Source organism: Candidatus Bathyarchaeota archaeon, from assembly GCA_026014745.1.
Classification (GTDB): Archaea; Thermoproteota; Bathyarchaeia; order Bathyarchaeales; family Bathycorpusculaceae; genus Bathycorpusculum.
On record JAOZHS010000001.1, the window covers coordinates 77,848 to 96,301 of the forward strand.

Annotated in this window: 19 protein-coding genes; 3 read left to right on the plus strand and 16 right to left on the minus strand. The window is 46.9% G+C overall.

Features of this window, described 5'->3' with window-relative positions; translation table 11 throughout:
• Window positions 1-54 precede the first annotated feature (54 nt).
• From NWE92_00450 to pcn, 6 genes are all read right to left on the minus strand, one after another.
• The gene (locus NWE92_00450) at window positions 55-696 is read right to left on the minus strand and encodes a hypothetical protein (GenBank protein ID MCW4028105.1); all 642 of its coding nucleotides are present in this window, start codon (window positions 694-696) and stop codon (window positions 55-57) included.
• Window positions 696-1,925: a hypothetical protein gene (locus tag NWE92_00455; protein MCW4028106.1), complete on the minus strand. Its 1,230-nt coding sequence runs from the start codon at window positions 1,923-1,925 to the stop codon at window positions 696-698. Before NWE92_00455 ends, NWE92_00450 begins: the two co-directional genes overlap by 1 nt.
• Before the next feature lie 79 nt (window positions 1,926-2,004).
• Window positions 2,005-3,816 (minus strand): hypothetical protein, encoded by a 1,812-nt coding sequence (locus NWE92_00460; GenBank protein ID MCW4028107.1) that lies wholly within the window; start codon window positions 3,814-3,816, stop codon window positions 2,005-2,007.
• Window positions 3,817-3,888: 72 nt separating this feature from the next.
• Window positions 3,889-4,632, minus strand: a complete 744-nt coding sequence (locus NWE92_00465; protein MCW4028108.1) for a polyprenol monophosphomannose synthase — start codon at window positions 4,630-4,632, stop codon at window positions 3,889-3,891.
• Window positions 4,633-4,687: 55 nt separating this feature from the next.
• Window positions 4,688-5,716, minus strand: a complete 1,029-nt coding sequence (locus NWE92_00470) for a DNA primase large subunit PriL (protein ID MCW4028109.1) — start codon at window positions 5,714-5,716, stop codon at window positions 4,688-4,690.
• 11 nt (window positions 5,717-5,727) lie between these two features.
• Window positions 5,728-6,483: a proliferating cell nuclear antigen (pcna) gene (pcn, locus tag NWE92_00475; protein MCW4028110.1), complete on the minus strand. Its 756-nt coding sequence runs from the start codon at window positions 6,481-6,483 to the stop codon at window positions 5,728-5,730.
• A gap of 447 nt (window positions 6,484-6,930) precedes the next feature.
• On the opposite strand from pcn, the gene NWE92_00480 reads away from it, so the two are divergent.
• Window positions 6,931-7,569, plus strand: a complete 639-nt coding sequence (locus NWE92_00480) for a hypothetical protein (protein ID MCW4028111.1) — start codon at window positions 6,931-6,933, stop codon at window positions 7,567-7,569.
• A gap of 57 nt (window positions 7,570-7,626) precedes the next feature.
• Here the strand turns inward: NWE92_00480 and NWE92_00485 are convergent, their stop codons facing one another.
• The 9 genes from NWE92_00485 to NWE92_00525 form a co-directional block, all read right to left on the minus strand.
• Window positions 7,627-8,829 (minus strand): hypothetical protein, encoded by a 1,203-nt coding sequence (locus NWE92_00485; GenBank protein MCW4028112.1) that lies wholly within the window; start codon window positions 8,827-8,829, stop codon window positions 7,627-7,629.
• A gap of 168 nt (window positions 8,830-8,997) precedes the next feature.
• The gene (locus tag NWE92_00490) at window positions 8,998-9,351 is read right to left on the minus strand and encodes a transcription factor S (GenBank protein ID MCW4028113.1); all 354 of its coding nucleotides are present in this window, start codon (window positions 9,349-9,351) and stop codon (window positions 8,998-9,000) included.
• A 73-nt stretch (window positions 9,352-9,424) separates the two neighbouring features.
• Window positions 9,425-10,006, minus strand: coding sequence for a DUF99 family protein (locus tag NWE92_00495; protein MCW4028114.1), 582 nt, complete (start codon window positions 10,004-10,006; stop codon window positions 9,425-9,427).
• Window positions 10,007-10,287: 281 nt separating this feature from the next.
• Window positions 10,288-10,569 carry a DNA-directed RNA polymerase subunit L gene (locus NWE92_00500; GenBank protein ID MCW4028115.1) on the minus strand — a complete coding sequence of 94 codons (282 nt, stop codon included), beginning with the start codon at window positions 10,567-10,569 and terminating at the stop codon, window positions 10,288-10,290.
• 11 nt (window positions 10,570-10,580) lie between these two features.
• Window positions 10,581-11,162, minus strand: coding sequence for an exosome complex RNA-binding protein Csl4 (locus tag NWE92_00505; protein ID MCW4028116.1), 582 nt, complete (start codon window positions 11,160-11,162; stop codon window positions 10,581-10,583).
• A 123-nt stretch (window positions 11,163-11,285) separates the two neighbouring features.
• On the minus strand, window positions 11,286-11,987 hold the full coding sequence (locus NWE92_00510) for an METTL5 family protein (GenBank protein MCW4028117.1): 702 nt from the start codon (window positions 11,985-11,987) through the stop codon (window positions 11,286-11,288).
• Window positions 11,948-12,949, minus strand: a complete 1,002-nt coding sequence (gene dph2, locus NWE92_00515; protein ID MCW4028118.1) for a diphthamide biosynthesis enzyme Dph2 — start codon at window positions 12,947-12,949, stop codon at window positions 11,948-11,950. The genes NWE92_00510 and dph2 overlap by 40 nt, the downstream gene beginning before the upstream one ends.
• Before the next feature lie 57 nt (window positions 12,950-13,006).
• Window positions 13,007-15,436, minus strand: coding sequence for a phosphoenolpyruvate synthase (gene ppsA / locus NWE92_00520; protein MCW4028119.1), 2,430 nt, complete (start codon window positions 15,434-15,436; stop codon window positions 13,007-13,009).
• Window positions 15,433-15,975: a 50S ribosomal protein L16 gene (locus NWE92_00525; protein ID MCW4028120.1), complete on the minus strand. Its 543-nt coding sequence runs from the start codon at window positions 15,973-15,975 to the stop codon at window positions 15,433-15,435. Before NWE92_00525 ends, ppsA begins: the two co-directional genes overlap by 4 nt.
• Before the next feature lie 170 nt (window positions 15,976-16,145).
• On the opposite strand from NWE92_00525, the gene NWE92_00530 reads away from it, so the two are divergent.
• Window positions 16,146-17,441 (plus strand): methyltransferase domain-containing protein, encoded by a 1,296-nt coding sequence (locus NWE92_00530; protein ID MCW4028121.1) that lies wholly within the window; start codon window positions 16,146-16,148, stop codon window positions 17,439-17,441.
• A 64-nt stretch (window positions 17,442-17,505) separates the two neighbouring features.
• Window positions 17,506-18,000 (plus strand): cytidine/deoxycytidylate deaminase family protein, encoded by a 495-nt coding sequence (locus NWE92_00535; GenBank protein ID MCW4028122.1) that lies wholly within the window; start codon window positions 17,506-17,508, stop codon window positions 17,998-18,000.
• 83 nt (window positions 18,001-18,083) lie between these two features.
• Here the strand turns inward: NWE92_00535 and NWE92_00540 are convergent, their stop codons facing one another.
• A complete protein-coding gene (locus NWE92_00540; protein ID MCW4028123.1) occupies window positions 18,084-18,413 on the minus strand; it encodes a hypothetical protein in 330 nt (109 codons plus the stop codon).
• Window positions 18,414-18,454 lie beyond the last annotated feature (41 nt).

Here is an 18,454-nt window from a genome sequence, read left to right on the forward strand (position 1 = left end):
TAAAAGGATTATCGTCAAAATTTCTTGACTAAACTGTTTTGCAGAATTCAAGAGTTAAGAAACTTCAACCAACACCGCCAACCCCTGCTTAACCAAAATCTTGGCATTCAACTCAGGTAGCGATGCGACATCTTCGGGTTGGAAGGGACCGTAGGATTTCATGTCGGCGCCCATAATGGCTGGGATAGCCTTGGTGAAGCGCAGGGTGAGGCGTTTGTGGGTTACATGCACTTGGGGAGTAACCAGTGAAGCTTGCGTTTGGGGCGGCGTTGTTGTGGCTGGGGGAGTTTCGGTTCGGATTACTACTTTGAGGGGTTCAATAGGTGCCGCGATTTTGGTGGTTTCCCCTTGGAGGAGGTTCTGGGAAAATTTCTGGTAAGCCTCGGCGAACCCGACAAAGGATTCAGCCATTTTGGCTTCTTCAGTGGTTAGGAGCTCTGTTGGGATGCGTTGGGTTTTGGTGGTTGCTTTGATGATTTTTCGGTACCGCAAGGAGAGGAGCTCTTGGAGCATGGCGTCCACGTTTTCGGCTTCCCGTACCAGAAGGTTTAGTTTTATGGATTTTTGGTCGGGACGATTCTCTTCTTTGATACGTTTAAGGTACGCCCCAATTTTAGTGTAAAAGTCTGGGGGCAACGCTCCAAGGGAGGAATCAGTGACTTCTCTGCGCCAAGCCTCAAAGAGTTCACTATACATTACACAAGCACCGCCCGCTTCTTACAGATAAGCAATACTGCCGCAGCAACTGGCAACTCCAAGGTCTGATTCTTATATGGCCCCAATGTTTTGCCACCCAATCGGAACTCTGGCGCATCCGACACCAACACTTTAACTTCGCCCTTTTTAAAAGCTACCGCTCCCACAAACGGGTCAAACGACAACAATTCATGACTGGGAAACTCTACTTTTAGCAGACCTGTTTTACCATGTAAGGTGCCGTTCATGCGGATGAGACGGTGCACATCAGTAGTGACGACAGTGTCGATTTTAGCAGCCTCGGCTTCACGCACGGATTCAGCGAGTTTAAGCCAAGTTGCAACGCTAACGCCGTTGACGCTGTCCCATCGACCCTCATTTATGGCGCGTCGAATCACGGTGTCTTTGCTGTCTAGGAGCGCTTTGTTTCGTATGCCAGCCTCTTTTAGGATTTCTGGGGTGGCGGTTTGGAGAAACCGTTCCATGCCCACTTTTAGGCGGCGGTTCCAGCCGAAATCATTTAGGCTAAACCGCTTGGTCTTAGATTCGCGACGTTTACTTCGCTTCTCTGATTTTTCAGTATCTAAAACTGATAAACCTAATCCCGTGACGTAATCCACAATCTCTTTACGTGCCATCGCGTCCAGCGACCGCACCGCTTCAGCTTCAAGGTGAACGTGATAGCCGCGGTGACCCGAAAAAAACACCCGCACCTCACGCGGGGAGAAACCAAAATCGTTCTCCAACATATCCAGCAGCTTAACCACTTCATCACGGGCGGATTGAATGCATAAATCGCAAGCCCAGATTTTGGTTTCAAACTTTGAAGCTTCACAACAAGGACACACATCGGGAGTGATGCCGCGTCCTTCGAAGCCGCATTTGACGCATCGAAATTCGTCGTGGATTTTGTTGCAGCTGGTGGGGATGTGGTCGGCGTCTATGTCAAAGACTACGTCGCTGCCTACCCAGCCCTTTTTGTCCATATCATAATCGGGGTTATCATAGTAGGCGCAAGAGTGGTAAACATCAGAGGGCACCACGTCGGCTAGGACGGCGTGGAAGTTTTCTATGTTGTTGAAGCGGCGGTGGCGGACCATGAAACGTTCTTTAAACATGAGGTAACCGAATTCACGCTGTTCAGGATGTATGGGCGAAGGGAGTTTGGTGGCTGGGTCGCGATAGTATTCGCTGAATTTTTGGTAAACAAACTCTCTAGAAGCCTCCATGCATGCCACCGCCATTTTGAGTGGATATTGTTTTTTCTGGCTTTTAACTATAACCGACAAAACAGCCGCATAGCCATCATTACCCGTTAATCAGAATTTTAAAGTTGTTAGATATCACCATCGGATTAAACGCTGAACCGCCAAATGAAAGCATAACCATCAAGAAAATCAGCCAAACAATCGTCGCCACCGTCTCGTCGCGTCGCTGAGGGACCAAAGCGTAGAGGAAAAGGAAGGGCAAGTACCAGTTTTGGAAGTAAGGCAACATGAAACTGGGCACTAACAAAAACAACGCAGACAGCGAGAGAAAACGGTTCCGGCCAATCATGTAGGTCGCATACACCAGAGTCGCCGTTAAAGTCAGCAGCACCGAGAAAGTTTGGAGATTCCACGATATTTGGGCATGCGGCGTAAACGCGTTGATACCATTCATTACTAGCTCAGGTCGAGTCGCCATAAGGTAGCGTGCACTAAGAACCGCAGTGAAGAAACTTAGAACAATGAAGCACAATGCCAGAATTATTTTCCAGTTGCTCACCAACCGGCGCAGTTTGTTCTGCGACAGCAGACTCGCTATGGCAGCGACCACAAATGGCAATAGGAAAATGCCTGTTTGATACTTAAAAAACAGGGCTACCCCAAAAAACAAAAAGAACAGGTCATAGCGTTTAGTTAAAAACGCAGTTAACCCTAACAGCGAAAACAGCAATGCGACAGAGTCGAACATGCCGTCAGCGGCAAAAAATATCAGTGTCGTATAAATTACGTAGACGCCGATGATTTTTAGAAACAGATAGCCGTGTGCTTCAAAAAGCGGCTTCTTTTGGTTCCAGTTGCCCCAGCCGAATAGTTGTACCATGTCTTGTTTCCATTGTTGGAAGTTTTGGGGACGCGAAAGCGGCTGCCGACAATATAGGCATAAGAACAGGTAGAGGCAGGCGTGGGCGAATACCAAAAACACTGCAATCTCGAGCTTATACACCAGCAGAGGACCAAAGCCGTTTTGAAGCAGCACTCCGAAGGGCAAAAACAGCAGAATGCTCCCCAAGGGATAGAGGTGGGGCATTTCAGGCCACGTAACAAACTGGTAACGTGAACTATCCTGTGACGCTAACGTATCGAGGGGTTGACTAAACACGTTAAAGCCGTCTTTTAGAAAGAGGCTCGCGGTGTAGGGGTGGCGTGCGTGGTCGGTGTACCAGTTCTCAAAAGTTCCCAAAGGATTAGTGTTTAAGGCTAAGAGGAGCAACCAAAAAATCAAAGACAAAACTATAAGCGCCTGCAGGATGCGGCGGCTTTTTTTGCTCAGACGCGATAAAGAATCGCCATCGGTTGGGGGCTGTTTGGTTAGTTGATGTTTTATGAGCAGCACCATACCTAAGCCGATGCTGGTTAAGAATAGAATTCTGGCTGGCAGAGTCAAGGCGGCAAGCGGTTGGGTTGCGGCGGGTTTTTGTTCTAAAACTTCGAAGTGGACTACGCTAGAACGGGGGCTGCTGGAGTTAAAGATGGCTTCGTAGTAGTCTGCGCCTGCGGTAAAGTTGCAGGTGACATGATTGGTGGATTTCCAAGCGTAGAGGGTTTCATTGGAGCTCAGCGTCCCATTGTAGGTGACGATGCTGAATTCTTCGATAACTGCATCTTGGGCATTAACCTGCAAAGTAATGTTCTCGCCCAGTCGCCCCGTAGTGTTGTCGCTTCCGTGGAAGGCTCCTAAACCTTGGCGGCGAATTTCACCTGGATGCAGTGTGAAGGTGTCGTTGATGAGCAAACTTGACTGGGTACCAGCTACGGGTTGGGAGTAGAGGCTTGTTACCGCTAAAACAACACTTAGCACTAAGAGAACAACAACCGCTAAGAATGCTAAGTTACCTCTACCAAACCTATGCATGAAGCCTGCCCTTTCTCAGATAAAAATAAGTTGTACAAATATTTATCGTGCCGCGAATTCCAACGCAGACGCCTATGAACGGCAAATTGCCTTGAGGGTGTAGGAGAGGTAACTTTTGATTTCGCCCCAAGAAAGCTTGGATTTTCCACGTTTGCGATTAACAAACAGCACCGGAGACTCTTTGACCACAAACTTCCTCAACGACGCCTGCCGCACGGTTTCAATCTGGATTTCGTAGGTGTGGCTATGCAGGTTGCCGATGACTTCCCGCAGAAAATTCATAGAGTAACATCGATAGCCGCTGGTGCAGTCCTTGAGTTTAAGCCCTAGCGAGGCGCGGGCGATGAAGTTGGCGGTTTTGCTGATTATTTTTCGGGTAAACGGCCAGCCAGAGGTTTGTCCGCCTTTAACGTATCGGCTGCCTATGACGATGCCGCATTCGGTTTCCTTCATGGAGGACAATAATTGGGGAATGTCTTGGGGGTTGTGGGAATAATCGGCGTCCATGGTGAAAACATACTTCGGCGGCTCTTTGGCGGCTAGAAAAATCTTGAAGCCATCAGTAATGGCTGTGCCTAACCCCGATTTTTTTGGACGCACAAAAAGCGTAATGTTTGCGTATTTGCCCTGTTTTTCCGTCACTATCTCTGCGGTTTGGTCAGGGCTGGAATCGTCGATAACAAGAATAGATGCGTCTAAATTGAGGTTTTCTATATCGTCGATTAAGTGGCCAATGTTGTCGGCTTCGCCATAAGTTGGCAGAATAACTCCGACCTCAGAAGAACCGAGACTATTTGCCACAGACTGGTAGCTCATAAAAGATGCTCACCTACATAGCTGTGTAGAAAACTAATAAATCTTAACATGAGTGTCAGCCTGTATTCACCGATGCCTGTTTTAGCTTATAATACTTAAGGGGATGATAGATACGTCGGCAGAGGTTGTCGCGGTTTTTACATACACCATGGGTTTGAAGCACAGAGCATTGGGGGCAAGTGTAGCGGGTTCCAGAGCCGCGTTCGCCAGCGATGTGTTCGATTTGGTAGCGGGTTAAGCGTTCGTTGTAGTCGGAGAAGCTTTTGAAGAGGTCATTAACCTTCTCGGGAGTCATACCAATGTTAACCATAAAAGAAGTGAGGGTGAATCGTCCAATGTGGGAGAGGTGGCGGCTCTGAGCGGCATCTGCGTACAGCGCGTTTATGCAGGGTGGAAAAGCAGCTTGAACAACCACTTTGGGCATGTCATCCATTTCTTCCCCGATTTGGTCTTGAGCTAACTGAATGAAGCCGCTGGCGATTATGTTAATTTCCTCAGGCAAATTCTTAAGCTCCGCAACCTCAAGTCGCTTCTCAACTCGGTTCTTAACCTCCTCTTCTAGTAAGCGGACCGCTTTGTCCTTGTTTAGATAAACCATGCCATGGTCAAGGAGCTGGTTGACAAGTTTCCATTCTGAACCATGGAAGTGTGCCGCGTTATTTAGATAAACGGTGAAGCTCACTTGAAAGTCCTTGTAAGGTGCTCCCTCAGTGATGTCCCAGCCGAAATCCCGCGCGATGGCAACGACTTTTTCTTTCGACGTGGCAGGCGAGAGCATTTGGGCATGCGCGGTTTTGGCGACTGCTAGGGCGTATCGTTTTTTTATCCAAGAGTTTTTGGTAGCTATAACTAAAATGAGGGCGGCGGCAAAAGAAGAAATCTCTGCCCGATTGTCACGCAGCATCTCGCCAGTGTTTAGTTCAGATATTGCTTTTTCGACGCGGTTTTTGGCGCGGTCAAAAATGGTCTTCTCAGACGTTAAGCTGCTTATGGTGAACTGGAGGTCCTCGATTTGTTTGGAGGCCTGTTTCAAGAAGGGGTATTTGGCAAAATCTTCAGAAGATAATGCCGATTCTAACTGCAAAGCCCCTCACTTTATTCAGTTTCAATCCTTGGCGCCAGGAAGAAGGTTAGTTTTCCCTCTTTGGTTTGCTGGAAATCAATCTTGACAGGCATGTCACTGGAGAATTCTAAGGTGGCGATTTCGCTGGTGGCGGAGGCGGCTTTGATGATTTCGGCAAGGTAGCTGAGGCTGAAGGTGGCTTTGGCGTTTTCTTTAACTTCCAAATCCAAGAGTGCATCGCTGCCCTTTAGCAGTGTGATGGTTGCACCCATAAGGTCACCTGAAGCGCTTAGCGTCATTTTTTCTGGTTCCGCTTCTATACGAACGTGGTCGCTGACTAGTTGTGCATCCTCGATTGCTTGGCTTAATCCAGAGGTGGTGGTTTTGGCTTTGACGTTGAAGGTAATCTTGGGGGTGGGGACTTCTTCGTCGGAGGCTTCGAGTGTGGGCATGGTGAAGTGGCGGCTGTATTTGCCGGTTATGGTTACTTGGAGGCGTCCGGTTTTTTCGTCGGTGGCTAATTCGACGGCTTCGTCTTTGCCGGCGCGTTTTAAGAGTTTGAGGAGTTCGCTTATGTTTAAGCAGATCTTGACGGGTTCGTTGGCGACGTATTCTGCAAATACGGTTTTTGGCCATTCAAAATCTATCATGGCTACGCGGGAGGGATCCATGGCGCGGAGTTTTAAGCCTTCGGGGTCAATTTTGAAGGTGGCTTCGTCAACTAGGATGGATATGGCGGTTGCCATGTCACGTAAGAGTTTAGCATCAGACACTTTAAGCTTAAACATTCTCTCTTCCTCGCACTAAGCATACGCTAGGAGTTATATTAGCTTACTCATTAACCCCTAACTAAATAAAAGAATTGCGCTATCCAATAGAGATTGAGCGTTGATAGTGTGTCAACACACTTTTATCTTTGGGTACCCGAGAAAGTGTAGGTTTACTGCTAAAAATTACGTTAAGAAGAGAGAAAAAAGCGGAAAAGAGCTTTACACTAGCATTAATTTGGTTTGAGATATTGACCCAAACAAGTCTGCTTGTTGTCAGCAGGAACTCGTGTTGTTGAGAAGAGCTACATTCAATGATAACGCCCATTCAATGTTAATTCAAATAACTAATTTTTAACTTCCATAATATGATATTTAACCAACTAAACACCAAAAAATAATATAATTATCAAATTTCAATAAAAAAAATAATAGCTAGTAAAGAGATTAATTATCCGAGGCTCAAGAATGCGCAAGTCTTTGATGCTGCTATTGGTTCTCACTCTCGCCGGATCAATCTTCACCCCTGTATCGGCTGACCCTTTTTTCATAGGTGTACCTGCCCCCAACAATGTCGATCTAATTATTGAAATCCAGTCGCCCATAGAAGGCAAAATCTACCCCAGGGATACAATTAACTTGTGTTTTAACGTGACAGTTGGCACCCCTGATTCAGTATTAATGGATCTCAAAGCCTCTGCATACAAAGGCGATTGGATGAATCAAACCAGATACTGCCTCGCAAATCAATCCATTGCACCACGCGTCTTGCAATTCAACCTTGAGCTTAGCGAAATACCTGATGGGTGGCATACCCTAAACATCACAGGGCGCGCTGACGGTTATTACACAAATAAAACCAGTGATTACCCAAGATACGTGTTTACTTACAATAAAACCGTGTCAATTAATTTCGCGGTAGGCTCAGGTTCAACCACTTATGTGCCAAGTCCAACTACTGATGTGCCAACAACTCCAGAGTTTTCTTCATCCAGCAGCATCGTCCTTTTAGCTTTAATTACCTTAGCCGTTGCCCTTGCGGGCGTCAAAGTTTTGAAAGAAAAAGAACACAAGCATAGTTGCAATTCGTTATTCACGAGTTCATAATCGTTTGTCAAGCTTTCTTGACTAAAACACTCCCAAAGCGCAATCGAGGTTTCTTGACTAAACCGATGGGTAAGCACGACGTTTTCTGTAATAAAACAGGCACACAGCAACTCCCACAATTGATATGAAAGAAACCGCTATTACCCAAGCGACTGGAAAAGGCTCAATGACAGTGAAGAAAACCGTTTGTGATGCACCATCAACACCGTAAATATCAGTGGCATAGACCACCAAATTGTGCAAACCCGGCGCTAAACCAGCCAGAGTTGTGTTGCCAGTCAGTGTTACGTTTGTTTCCCCGTCTAAACTATAACCCATCCACAGCGATGGTTTATCTATTGTAAAGTTCAAAGGATAATCCTGCGTATTCGTTGTGTTTTCCGCTTCAAGAACCATCAAATTGGGTGTTCCCCAAGGATAAAGCATTGGAAAGTGATCAACGATACCTTTTACAGCATATGGTGTGTTGCCTATGCCTGTATTACCGACTTCCGAAGCGTTTGGACATTTTGCTGAATAGTCACTCCAATAGTTCCCATACAAACCATTATCCCAAATTTGATTGTCATAAATCTCACGAAATGCAGATTCACCACCCAAAAAGTTGTTCTGAATAAACATATTTGAACCTGAATTTAGTGAGTACAGGCTGGATATGTTATTTCTTTTTATCAAATTGCCGCTTGGACCAATATAGCTGGTGGATTGTATTACATGCATTCCGCGGAAGCCTGAAAATGAAACCCCACTTTTGGGGCTGCCCCATAACGACCCTTCTAAATTGATAGATACTTCAGAGTCAGTGATGATATTGTTATGGCTATAAGCGCCGTTTATGTTGATCCAGTGGTCGGCTTTTAAATTAGTGATTACGCAGTTAGAACAGTCCATTTTAACGCTGCTGGTATAACCCCCGAATATTTTGAGGTTCTTAACGGTAACGCTCCGAACACCTTCCATAGTCAAACCAGAATTTGAGCCCTGGGTAATGTTTATGGAGTGTCCTGCACCGTCGAATACGATGTTGTTGCAGGCAATTACAAGGGCGTATTTGATATCTGCGGTCAGGGTGTAGGTGCGTCCGTTGCGGATTATGGGTGCGGTTGGAGGCGTTACGCTTCCGTCGGCGGCAATAATGATTGTGGGAAAAACGATGAAATGAATGGGGGGGTTGGCTGCTACCAAATCAACAGGAATTGCTAAAAACAAGAAGGAAAACAAAAGCGATAAAACAAAAGGTAGCATGAAGGTTTTTTTCATTTAGTTCTCCGAATTAGGTTTATTGTTTCAGATAAAATTTCTTTTCGTCAAACTTTCTTGACTAAATGCTTCTCTGCGATAGTCAAGATTTCTTGACTAACCGAATTTGCCTTCATATAAGGAGATGGGGGTCGCTTCAAAGAGACCCCTTCTATCTAATTGGGTGGTTTAGCTGTATTCTCGGAAGGTGTAGTTGCATTTTGTGCAGCGCATGAATTGGGTGGAGGATTCATCTGCGCCACGGGTTTGCACCTGCCATACATACGCTGTGTTATTGCCGCATTTGGGACATTCAATCCTAGCAGTCGGCAAAGTGTTTAGTTTCTGTTCTTCTTTTCCGATTACGGCTACAAACTGCTGCGGATTATGCTGGATTACTTTTGCCACTTTGGGCTCGACATTCTCTTCAGCTTCCGGTTTCTTGTAACCGCATTTGGGGCAAGCAAGAACAAGGGTTGCTTCTTTACCATTCTTGGATTTTTTTGGCTCAAGACGAGAACCGCATTTTGGGCAGAATTCCATACTTTGTTACTCCACGCGTTTGGGGGAAACCCTTAGCATCAAACCATTTAAAGTTTTTCTATATCCACTTCTGCTAAGGCGTGATTCCCGAAGCCACAAGATGTGCAACCCGAAGCGGTTCAGGAAAACAACTCCTAGTTGAAGTCAACTCCACAATCTGCTGAGCCTCGGCTAAGCCGATTCCGGCGAGTTCAAGGTAGAGTTTACAACCCCGACACGTCAACTCATGGATTTCTCCAGCGGAAAGCACAATACGCCAGCGCTCTTCGAAGTCAGGTAGATTTTTTAGGGCTTCACGGATTGAGGCTAAATCGGGTTTATCACGGGTCAAAGCCACTACAGGGAGCCCAGTCAAATCATGCAGCCGCCCAATATCGACAAGGTTAAACCCGCCTAACGTCACGCCGTTTAACATAACCAAACGCAGTTGCCGACGATGCGGGGAAGCCTTAATCATTTCAGCCAATTTTTGGGTGGCATCCAACCCGTCAATAGCCACTTTGGTATGCATGACGCCATCAAGAAAGCTGCCTCCACGAAACACCACACCCACCACAATGACTGAGCCTGTGGTGTGGGGGATGAATTGGCCGTCGTCTATGCCTAGCACGCGTATTTCGGGTTTGATGACTCGGAAAACTTTTTTGGAGCTCACAAAACCGCCTAATGTTACTACGAGGGGGTTGATTTAAAACCTATTTGCAGCCTATTTGGATCCTAATAGCCAAGGTATGCTGAAACGATAGAGGGGGAGGGGCTAGGCGGGCATATTTGGATCCTATTAGTGGTTCTATGCAGAAACCTAAGAGGGGTAGGTCACTATTGACCCAAAACCAGCCCATTAACATGTTGAAAACCAGTAGAAATCCCCATGCCTATTCTACTTAACAATTAAGGGACATCTCAACTGCAAAAGAAAAAACACAAAAAAGAAAATTAAGCGTTTAAAACGGCTTCAAGCTCGGTACCGAAAGCATCGTTTACTTCCCGAACCTTCGCCACCGCCCGCAACAACGCATCAACTGGATTTGCGTCGCCTTTCATGCGAACATAAATTATGGGGCTAGACGCTAAGGGGTGCGGTACATCGTAGCCTGCAAAATCAACTTCTTCATCTTCAAGCAGCCTCTTCTGAATCAAGTTGCAAAGGCCGTGGCTGGAACCTTGAAGTTCAATTTTGAGTTCGTTTCCGGATTTTTTGAGGACGTTAACTTTCATAACAATCTTTCCTATACGTTTTCTTTGCCGTAATCAGGAGCCATCTTTCGACGTTCAATGCTACCGCATTTGGGGCACTTAAGATCATAGCGGTCTTGGTTGAGCAGGGTACCATCGTTTGAACAGAACGCGTAGAGGATACCCAGGTTTTTGTCATTGGTGGATAAGTGGAAGATCTGGTTTTTTTCGCTGATAACTTTAGCTCGGACAATATCGCCAGGTTTGCAAACATCAGCCATGGAGTTCACGTAGCGGTCAGAGACATCTGAAACGTGAAGGATGCCGCCGAAGTTGCCGCTGACCTGTTTTTTGCCAACTTTAAAGATGCGCACCAAAACGTTGTCGGATTGGGCATTTCCGATTTGTCCAATGATGACGGTTCCAAGCTTAGGAAAAACAACTCCTTCCTGAACTGGATAAACAGAGACACGCCTGTTCTGTAAGTCGACAAGTGCGCGTCCAACAATTTTTGAGTAGATGCTACCGTCTTTAACGTAGGTGCCTGAGTCTGGAATAAATTCTTCAATTACGCCCAAGCGTTCACCAGGCAAGACTAAATGACCGCTTTTTTGTTCAGGAGCTTTTAGAGTCATGCGTTTTTTCCCTTATACACGTAAATATAAGCTTGAATTAGACAAATGCATATGCTTAGTTTCCACTCACCGCAATAAACCTTTTGTTAACCAAACCAAATAAACCCTTCAGCAAAACAACCCTCAGGGAGCCACCTTTTTGATGACATAGAGATCAATAACGAAGTCATGACGAAGCTTGGTGTGGAACTCAAACATACGCGGAATCGTCATAAGCATCGCATAAACAGCTGATACAGAACCGCCATATTTGTTGATGAAACGTTCCAGAAAGGGCGAGGGATGTACCTGTACAAAGCCTTGGCTGGATTTTAATAATTTAATCAGCCGCTCATCAACCTCAGGGTGATTATGAAACGAATAGACGTTATCGGCGACTTCAAGCGCTTTAACCAAAAAAGCTCGGTCAGCCTCACGGTTCTGGACCCCAAACGGCGGATTCATTACCACCGTGTCAAACGCACCCCCCACAGCGGAAACGTCAGCTAACACCCACTGCACCTTATCGGCTAAACCAGTTTGCAGAGTGTTTTGTTGGGCGGTTTTGATGGCTAAACGGTCCACATCTACCCCCACAACGTAATCAGCACCCAAAAAAGCCGCACCCAACCCCAACCGCCCCGTGCCGCAACCCAAGTCCAACACGGATTTGCCCACTATGTCGCCGTATGTGTAGGCAGCGAGGTAGAGCAAATTTGCAGCTATCGCCTCAGAGGAAGTGTACTGTTCCAGACGCGCTTGGGGCGTGGGCTGAGGCGCAACCCCAGACAGGAGGCGCTCCAGCTCTAGTTTTCGAATAAGCCGCCTTTGAGTAAATTCTCCCATGACAACTCGCCGAGGACAACCCTAAACTCATTAACCGTCAACACGGGCTTTTGAAACTTTCCAGGCGCATCCAACGAAATGCGGGGACACGCCGTATTCACATAGGCATCCACACTGGGAAACTCCAAAAGCACCTCAGGAGTCAATTCCCTGCCCGCTAACAAAAACGCTGCCAACCCATGCTTCTCCGCCAGCAACTTGACGTTTAACGCGGCGTCAAGATGTTTTTGCCCAGGTTTTAACCCAAGCAGGATACCAATGGTTTTGGCGGTTTTGGCTTGCTGGATGCTGGCGAAGCGTTGTTTTATGATGCGTTGAGCGTCGTTTGCGATGTTGTAGGCGCGGTTGTCGTAGGGGTCAGCTATAATGGTTGGTTTACCTGTGCTCAGAGCGATGCCGAGCGCGTGGAATATGCCGCCGCCGACAAACAAAAACGCCTCCACCTTGTCCGCTATGGCTTGGGCGTTGCTGTAGTTGCAGCCCGTAACCTGACCCGCATACCCCAAATTCGCTGCATCGCCAATCAGCACGGTTTTGCCTGCTGAGGTTAAGAGTTCTTTGGCGTGGCTTAAGGTTTGGAGATGCTGCACAGACGTGGTTAACCCAATTTTTCGGTAACCCTGCAAAAGCGAAAGGGCACTGTTGACTGCGGCGTCGATGTCTATGTCGGCGTGGGTCTCCACATAAAGTGTCGGAATGCGTGTTTGGTTTACCATTTTTGCGTGCCCAAAATGCACAATCAAATCCACAGCCAAACTCTCCGCCTCTGATAATGCCAAGTCACAGGCACCATAGCAGGGGTCAACCGAAATAATCGGCAACACACCCACATCTGATAAGGAGTGGGCGATGGTGGTGGCGTAGGGTTTTAGACCTTGAGGCATCTGCAGCAGAACACGTTTAGCATGGAGCCGTGCAATTTCTTGTTTGATTTTTTCTATTTCAAAATCAAAACTATCCATGGGGTATCCACTAACAAGTAAAGATAAACAAAAAAGGAAAGCACAAAAGTGCTTAGACTACCATTCCCAGTCGGGGGTTGGCTTCTTGAGGGGTCGACCCGCTGCGAGGGCTGCCTGCTCGGCTAGGCGTTCAAGAATGATTTTTTGCTCAACGCTTGCGACGAGTTTGCGGGTGTTGACGACGGCGTCGTTGTTGACGGATAAGCTGTCGATGCCTACGCGTATGAGGAATTCTGCGAAGTCAGGTAGATTGCTGGGTCCTTCACCGCATATACTAACAGTGCAGCCGTTTTCGTGGGCAACTGTTATGAGGTGAGCGATTATGCGTTTGACTGCGGGGTCGCGTTCGTCAAAGTAGCCCATTTGGCCTAAACGTTCAGAATCGCGATCAATCATAAGGACGCCTTGGGTCATGTCGTTGCTGCCGATGCTAAAGCCGTCGACTAGTTTGCTGAATTCGTCTGCCATGATTGCAATTGAGGGGGTTTCTGCCATGAACCAGATTTTGAAGTCTTTGTTGCGCTCCAGACCTTCTTCTTTCATGATTTGAAGTACTGCTTTGGCTTCCCAGAGTGTTCGAACCATCGGGAGCATTACGTAGACGTTTTTGAGCGCCCATTCGCTTCGGCATTTCTTGATGGCTTGACATTCCAATCGGAAGGCTTTGTCGTACCATTTGCTTATGTAGCGGCTACAGCCTCTCCAGCCTAACATTGGGTTTTCTTCTACGATTTCGTATTTTTCGCCGCCTTTGAGTCCGCGGTACTCATTGGTCTTAAAGTCACTTAAACGCACGACAACAGGTTTAGGTTGGATAGCCCTTGCAACTGTTGCTACACCCTCAGCGAGTTTGTCAACGAATTCTTGGCTTTTACCTTCCTCAACAAACGCCATAGGGTGCTTACCGATTGCGCTGGCTAAGATGAATTCGGTGCGCATCAAACCTATGCCTTCAAACGGCAGGTTCTTGTATCGCTCAATCATCTCGGGTGTGCCGAGGTTCATGTAGATTTTTGTAGCGGTAATTGGAGTTGCTTCAGCGGTTTGGACTGCTGCTCCGCCGTTATTGGCTGTGATGGGTTGAACTGCTTGGGCGAGGATACCTTCGTAGATGATGCCGTTTCGGCTGTCCACGGTGTAGTCTTGCCCAGTCTTCATGATTTGTGTTCCAACTTCGGTTCCTACAACGCAGGGGATGTTGAGTTCGCGGCTCACGATTGCTGCATGGCTGGTGATTCCACCTTTGTCAGTGACGATGGCGCTTGCCATTTTCATAAAGGGAACAAAGTCAGGGTCAGTCATGCCGGTTACGAGGATATCTCCTTTCTTCATGTCGCGGTTCGCGTCTTCAGGTTTGAGAACTACTGTGGCTTTACCTACACCGTAGCCTCTGCGACCAGCGGAGATTCCTCGAACGACTACTTTTAGGTCTTGAGCTGTACTTTCTGCCATTTTTGCCTCATCCGTTGATGATTTGGAACCGAAAACAGTTTCAGGTCTTGCTTGAACCAAGTTGATGTTCTCGGGGAATTTCAGGTCTTGATCGATTGCCCACTCAATATCCATTGGTTTACCGTAGTGCTTCTCGATGCGTTTTGCGAGTTCGCCTAAGGCGTGTATTTCTTGGTCGCTAACGCAGACGATTTTTTGTTCCGCTTCGGGGATGTCAAGGTGGATTGTTTTTCCTGTTTTGGGGTCCCGTATGTACTTGACGGTTTTGCGGGCAATACGGCGCTCCTTAATGATTAGAGAGCCTTTGTCTAAGACGAAGTCATCAGGATTAACTGCGCCTGATACCACGGTTTCGCCTAAGCCAAAGTTGCCTTCGATGACAATTTCGTCACGGTTACCTGTAACGGGGTTTATCGTGAACATGACACCTGCAGCGCGGCTGTTAACCATTTTCTGCACGCCAACGCTGATGAAGACTTTCTCGTGGGGGAAACCTTTTTCATTTCGGTAAAAGATTGCGCGGGGAGTAAAGAGGCTGCTCCAGCATTTGACAACTTTCTCGATGAGATCGTCGGCACCTTTTACGTTGAGGTAGGTTTCTTGTTGCCCCGCAAAGGATGCGTCTGGGAGGTCTTCGGCGGTTGCGCTTGAACGTACCGCTACGAAGGTGTCTTTTAAGCTGAAACGTTTGTTTAATTTCTCATAAGCTTCTCGGATGGCGGTTTCGATGTCTTGAGGCATAGGAGTTTTTTCCATGAGTTCACGGATTTTCTTGGATGCCGCATCATACTGTTTGGGATCATTGGGGTTTGTGACGGTTTCTTTGATGATTTTGTAGATTTGTTCGGCAATTTTTTTCTCTACAATAAAACGTTCGTAGGAATACGCCGAAACTGCGAAACCGAAAGGAACAGGTAACCCCGCATGAATCATTTCGCCGAGGCTGGCGTTTTTGCCGCCAACGATCGACACATCATTATTTCTTAAAACATCAAACCATAAAACAAGCGCTTGCTCTTTTGCATTTACACTCAAGCTGTCTCCGTCTCCGGTTGGGCCTTCTCTGCTTGGGTAGAAGGAGTGCTGATCTTGGAGATAACTATTTTGCAAGCGATTGGGAGTTTTGCGCTGCCGCGTTTGAGAGATTCTTTAGCGGTTTCAGCTGCGGCTGCCTTGACTTTAACGGTCATTATGGGTTGGTCTACTTCGACTTTTGCAGCGGTTCCGATAGCTGCGCCAAAGCTGCGCCTCATGCCTTGTTGAAGTCGGTCAGCGTGAGCACCGAAGATCATCTTGTTCTCTCGAAGGATGATATGTGGGTAGGGGTGAACAACCATGAGATAATCGTTTATGAGTTTATCCATGAGAACACGGTTGGTGGCGACACGTGCAGCTTCAAGGGCACTGTGGCGTATCTGAACACGTTCAGTAGCTAAAAGTTGAGCTTCCACATCGAAGGTTCCTTTGGTATCGCCCATTGTGAATTTGACTATTTTTGGTGGCGGAAAACCTCTAGCGTATTCTTTCCTTGTGTACGCTCGGTTTTTCACGGGTCTGTAGTTTCTCGCGTGCATACAACGTCCCTGCGTAGCATACTCACACAATTAGCGATATTTAAACGATTTGTCAAGAATCGACAATGCGTCCCTGCAAAGTCGAAGTTGGACTTCTTTACGCTAAGTCCCGAATTTATACTGAATAACAATCAATTACTTATATACTTAGTTTACTTTGTTTCTGCGCAATGCCTACTTCACTATTCATCTCGGGAAAAAACTGGATACTTTCTCTAGCAGAGCTCACAGCGTACTTCAAAACCAGAAACATAAACTGTAAAGTTGAGTACTTCTGCCGAGAATTCTTCGCAATAAACACAGAACAGACACTTGACGCCGAAACCATCAAAGATTTAGGCGGCACCATAAAAATCGGCAACCCAAAAACAATCATCCCCACCCAAACCATCAAAGAAGCCTTCTTAGAAAAAAACAAGTCCGCCCAAAAACAAATCAGCCAAATCTTAGCCCAAAGCGGCATCGCCCAAGGCATAACTGGCGCATCCGGAAAACTGCTGTTTGGCGTAAGCGTATACTTCACCGACAACGCTTTTCACCCCTTTGCTGGACGTATGCAGCGGTTTATCGGTAGCGCCCTAAAAGATGAGTTGGCGGAGCAGGGTAAAAAGTCAAGTTTTATGGGTTATTCAGACGACCGCAAACAAGCCCAACTAAGCCATGTTGAAGTTCTAAAAAAGAACCTCGTAGAGAACCACGCTGAAATCCTCTTCTGCATCGGCAAAACTCAAACCTGGGTCGCAACCACAATAGCGGTGCATAACCCATTTGAATTCCAAAAAAGAGACGTCTACAAACCTAACCAACGCGTAATCTTTGCCATGCCACCCCGCTTAGCACGTATGATGGTAAATTTATCCGCATGCAAAAAAGGCAAAGTTTTGCTGGACCCCTTCTGCGGCGTCGGCACCATACTACAAGAGGCTCTTTTAGAGCAAGCAGTAGTTGTGGGAATGGATGTCAATTCTTGGTGTGTGAAAGCTTCAGAAGAAAATCTTCAGTGGCTAGCTGAAGAATATGAACTTGGAAGCATGGATTTTCGGGTTATCCAAGGCGACGTAGACCAAATGACGCAAAAGATCGGTGTGGATTCAGTGGATTGTGTGGTTTGTGAACCAGATCTAGGCCCCGCTCTAAGAGAGGTGCCCACAGGTCCTTATGCCCAAAAGATCATCGAGAAGCTTGAGCCGCTATTCTTTGATTTTGTTGAGCAAGCCTATCAGGTACTCAAGCCGCAAGGACGATTGGTGCTGGTTACGCCCTACATTAAAACGCGATCCAACGAGGCAGTTACTATGCCAATCGCGGATAGGTTCCAAGAAGTTGGGTTCAAACGCATACACGCCTTTAGCAGGGATATGTTTTTGGAGAACCTAGACGTTGCCCGGTTGGTGGCGTCTCCAACCCTAATTGAGATGGATGAGAGACATAAAATCGGAAGAGAAATTCACATACTCGAAAAGTAGCAGCCGAGCCCCAAAACAATTAATTAATTCCTTGACGTCTGTTTCTAATCTGAGGCGGAGAAACTTGTCAACTGACACTAATCATTCAAGACCTAATTGGGACCGATACTTCCTTGACCTATGTGAAGCAGTAGCCGCACGTGCAACATGTGACCGAGGAAAATGCGGCGCCGTTATCGTTAAAGACAAACGCATCATGACCACAGGTTACGTCGGTGCCCCCGCGGGTTTGCCCCACTGCGACGAAGCAGGACACGACCTACGCAAAGTCACCAACGGCAACGGTGAAGTCACCCAACACTGCGTCCGGACATTACATGCAGAACAAAACGCCATCCTTCAAGCAGCCCGATTTGGCATACCACTAGAAGGCGCCACCCTCTTTTGCAAAATGACGCCCTGCCGCACCTGCGCCATGATGATAATAAACGCGGGCATTAAACGGGTGGTCTGCGAGAAACGGTACCATGCCGACGTCGACACCATCGAGATGTTTAAGCAGGCAGGTATTGAACTCACAATAATGAACAACGAAGTCATGAAATACGACAAACAGTAAGTTCAGTTGGTAACTGTAAAGAAGTACTACCCCTTCCTTATTTAAAAATGGAATATTAGCGGATTTTTGATAAGCTATTTACACTATTTTTTGGGGGAAACCACAATCCACTTCACATTATCAAACCCATACTTGGTTATGAGCGGGTCTAAGAAGTCGGGAGCTAAGTCATCATCAATTTCGGCAAAAACAACCGTGTCGCCAATCCGATAAACAATCCCGATTTCTGTTAGGTCTTTTAACTTTGCATATTTGCCACGGATTTCCCAGTACCCCGGTTCATCACGGCCCACCTGCATTATCCAAGAGTACTCGTCGCCGGGATGCTTGCCCTCAGTGTAGTTATAGGCGCAAACGACGTCGCCAACCACTTTAGGGTCATCATTAGTCTTAACGTAAAACCATATTGTCATAACAAACGCCAAATAGATATGGCGCGTTAGTGCCTTAAATC

What these genes read in the sequence shown, in the direction of transcription:
- NWE92_00480 (MCW4028111.1), top strand. Translation starts at nt 6,931, where the DNA reads ATGCGCAAGTCTTTGATGCTGCTATTGGTTCTCACTCTCGCCGGATCA.
- NWE92_00525 (MCW4028120.1), bottom strand. Translation starts at nt 15,975, where the DNA reads ATGCACGCGAGAAACTACAGACCCGTGAAAAACCGAGCGTACACAAGG.
- NWE92_00465 (MCW4028108.1), bottom strand. Translation starts at nt 4,632, where the DNA reads ATGAGCTACCAGTCTGTGGCAAATAGTCTCGGTTCTTCTGAGGTCGGA.
- NWE92_00540 (MCW4028123.1), bottom strand. Translation starts at nt 18,413, where the DNA reads ATGACAATATGGTTTTACGTTAAGACTAATGATGACCCTAAAGTGGTT.
- NWE92_00505 (MCW4028116.1), bottom strand. Translation starts at nt 11,162, where the DNA reads ATGACTCTAAAAGCTCCTGAACAAAAAAGCGGTCATTTAGTCTTGCCT.
- NWE92_00460 (MCW4028107.1), bottom strand. Translation starts at nt 3,816, where the DNA reads ATGCATAGGTTTGGTAGAGGTAACTTAGCATTCTTAGCGGTTGTTGTT.
- NWE92_00455 (MCW4028106.1), bottom strand. Translation starts at nt 1,925, where the DNA reads ATGGAGGCTTCTAGAGAGTTTGTTTACCAAAAATTCAGCGAATACTAT.
- NWE92_00485 (MCW4028112.1), bottom strand. Translation starts at nt 8,829, where the DNA reads ATGAAAAAAACCTTCATGCTACCTTTTGTTTTATCGCTTTTGTTTTCC.
- NWE92_00510 (MCW4028117.1), bottom strand. Translation starts at nt 11,987, where the DNA reads ATGGGAGAATTTACTCAAAGGCGGCTTATTCGAAAACTAGAGCTGGAG.
- NWE92_00500 (MCW4028115.1), bottom strand. Translation starts at nt 10,569, where the DNA reads ATGAAAGTTAACGTCCTCAAAAAATCCGGAAACGAACTCAAAATTGAA.
- pcn (MCW4028110.1), bottom strand. Translation starts at nt 6,483, where the DNA reads ATGTTTAAGCTTAAAGTGTCTGATGCTAAACTCTTACGTGACATGGCA.
- NWE92_00490 (MCW4028113.1), bottom strand. Translation starts at nt 9,351, where the DNA reads ATGGAATTCTGCCCAAAATGCGGTTCTCGTCTTGAGCCAAAAAAATCC.
- dph2 (MCW4028118.1), bottom strand. Translation starts at nt 12,949, where the DNA reads ATGGATAGTTTTGATTTTGAAATAGAAAAAATCAAACAAGAAATTGCA.
- NWE92_00450 (MCW4028105.1), bottom strand. Translation starts at nt 696, where the DNA reads ATGTATAGTGAACTCTTTGAGGCTTGGCGCAGAGAAGTCACTGATTCC.
- NWE92_00530 (MCW4028121.1), top strand. Translation starts at nt 16,146, where the DNA reads ATGCCTACTTCACTATTCATCTCGGGAAAAAACTGGATACTTTCTCTA.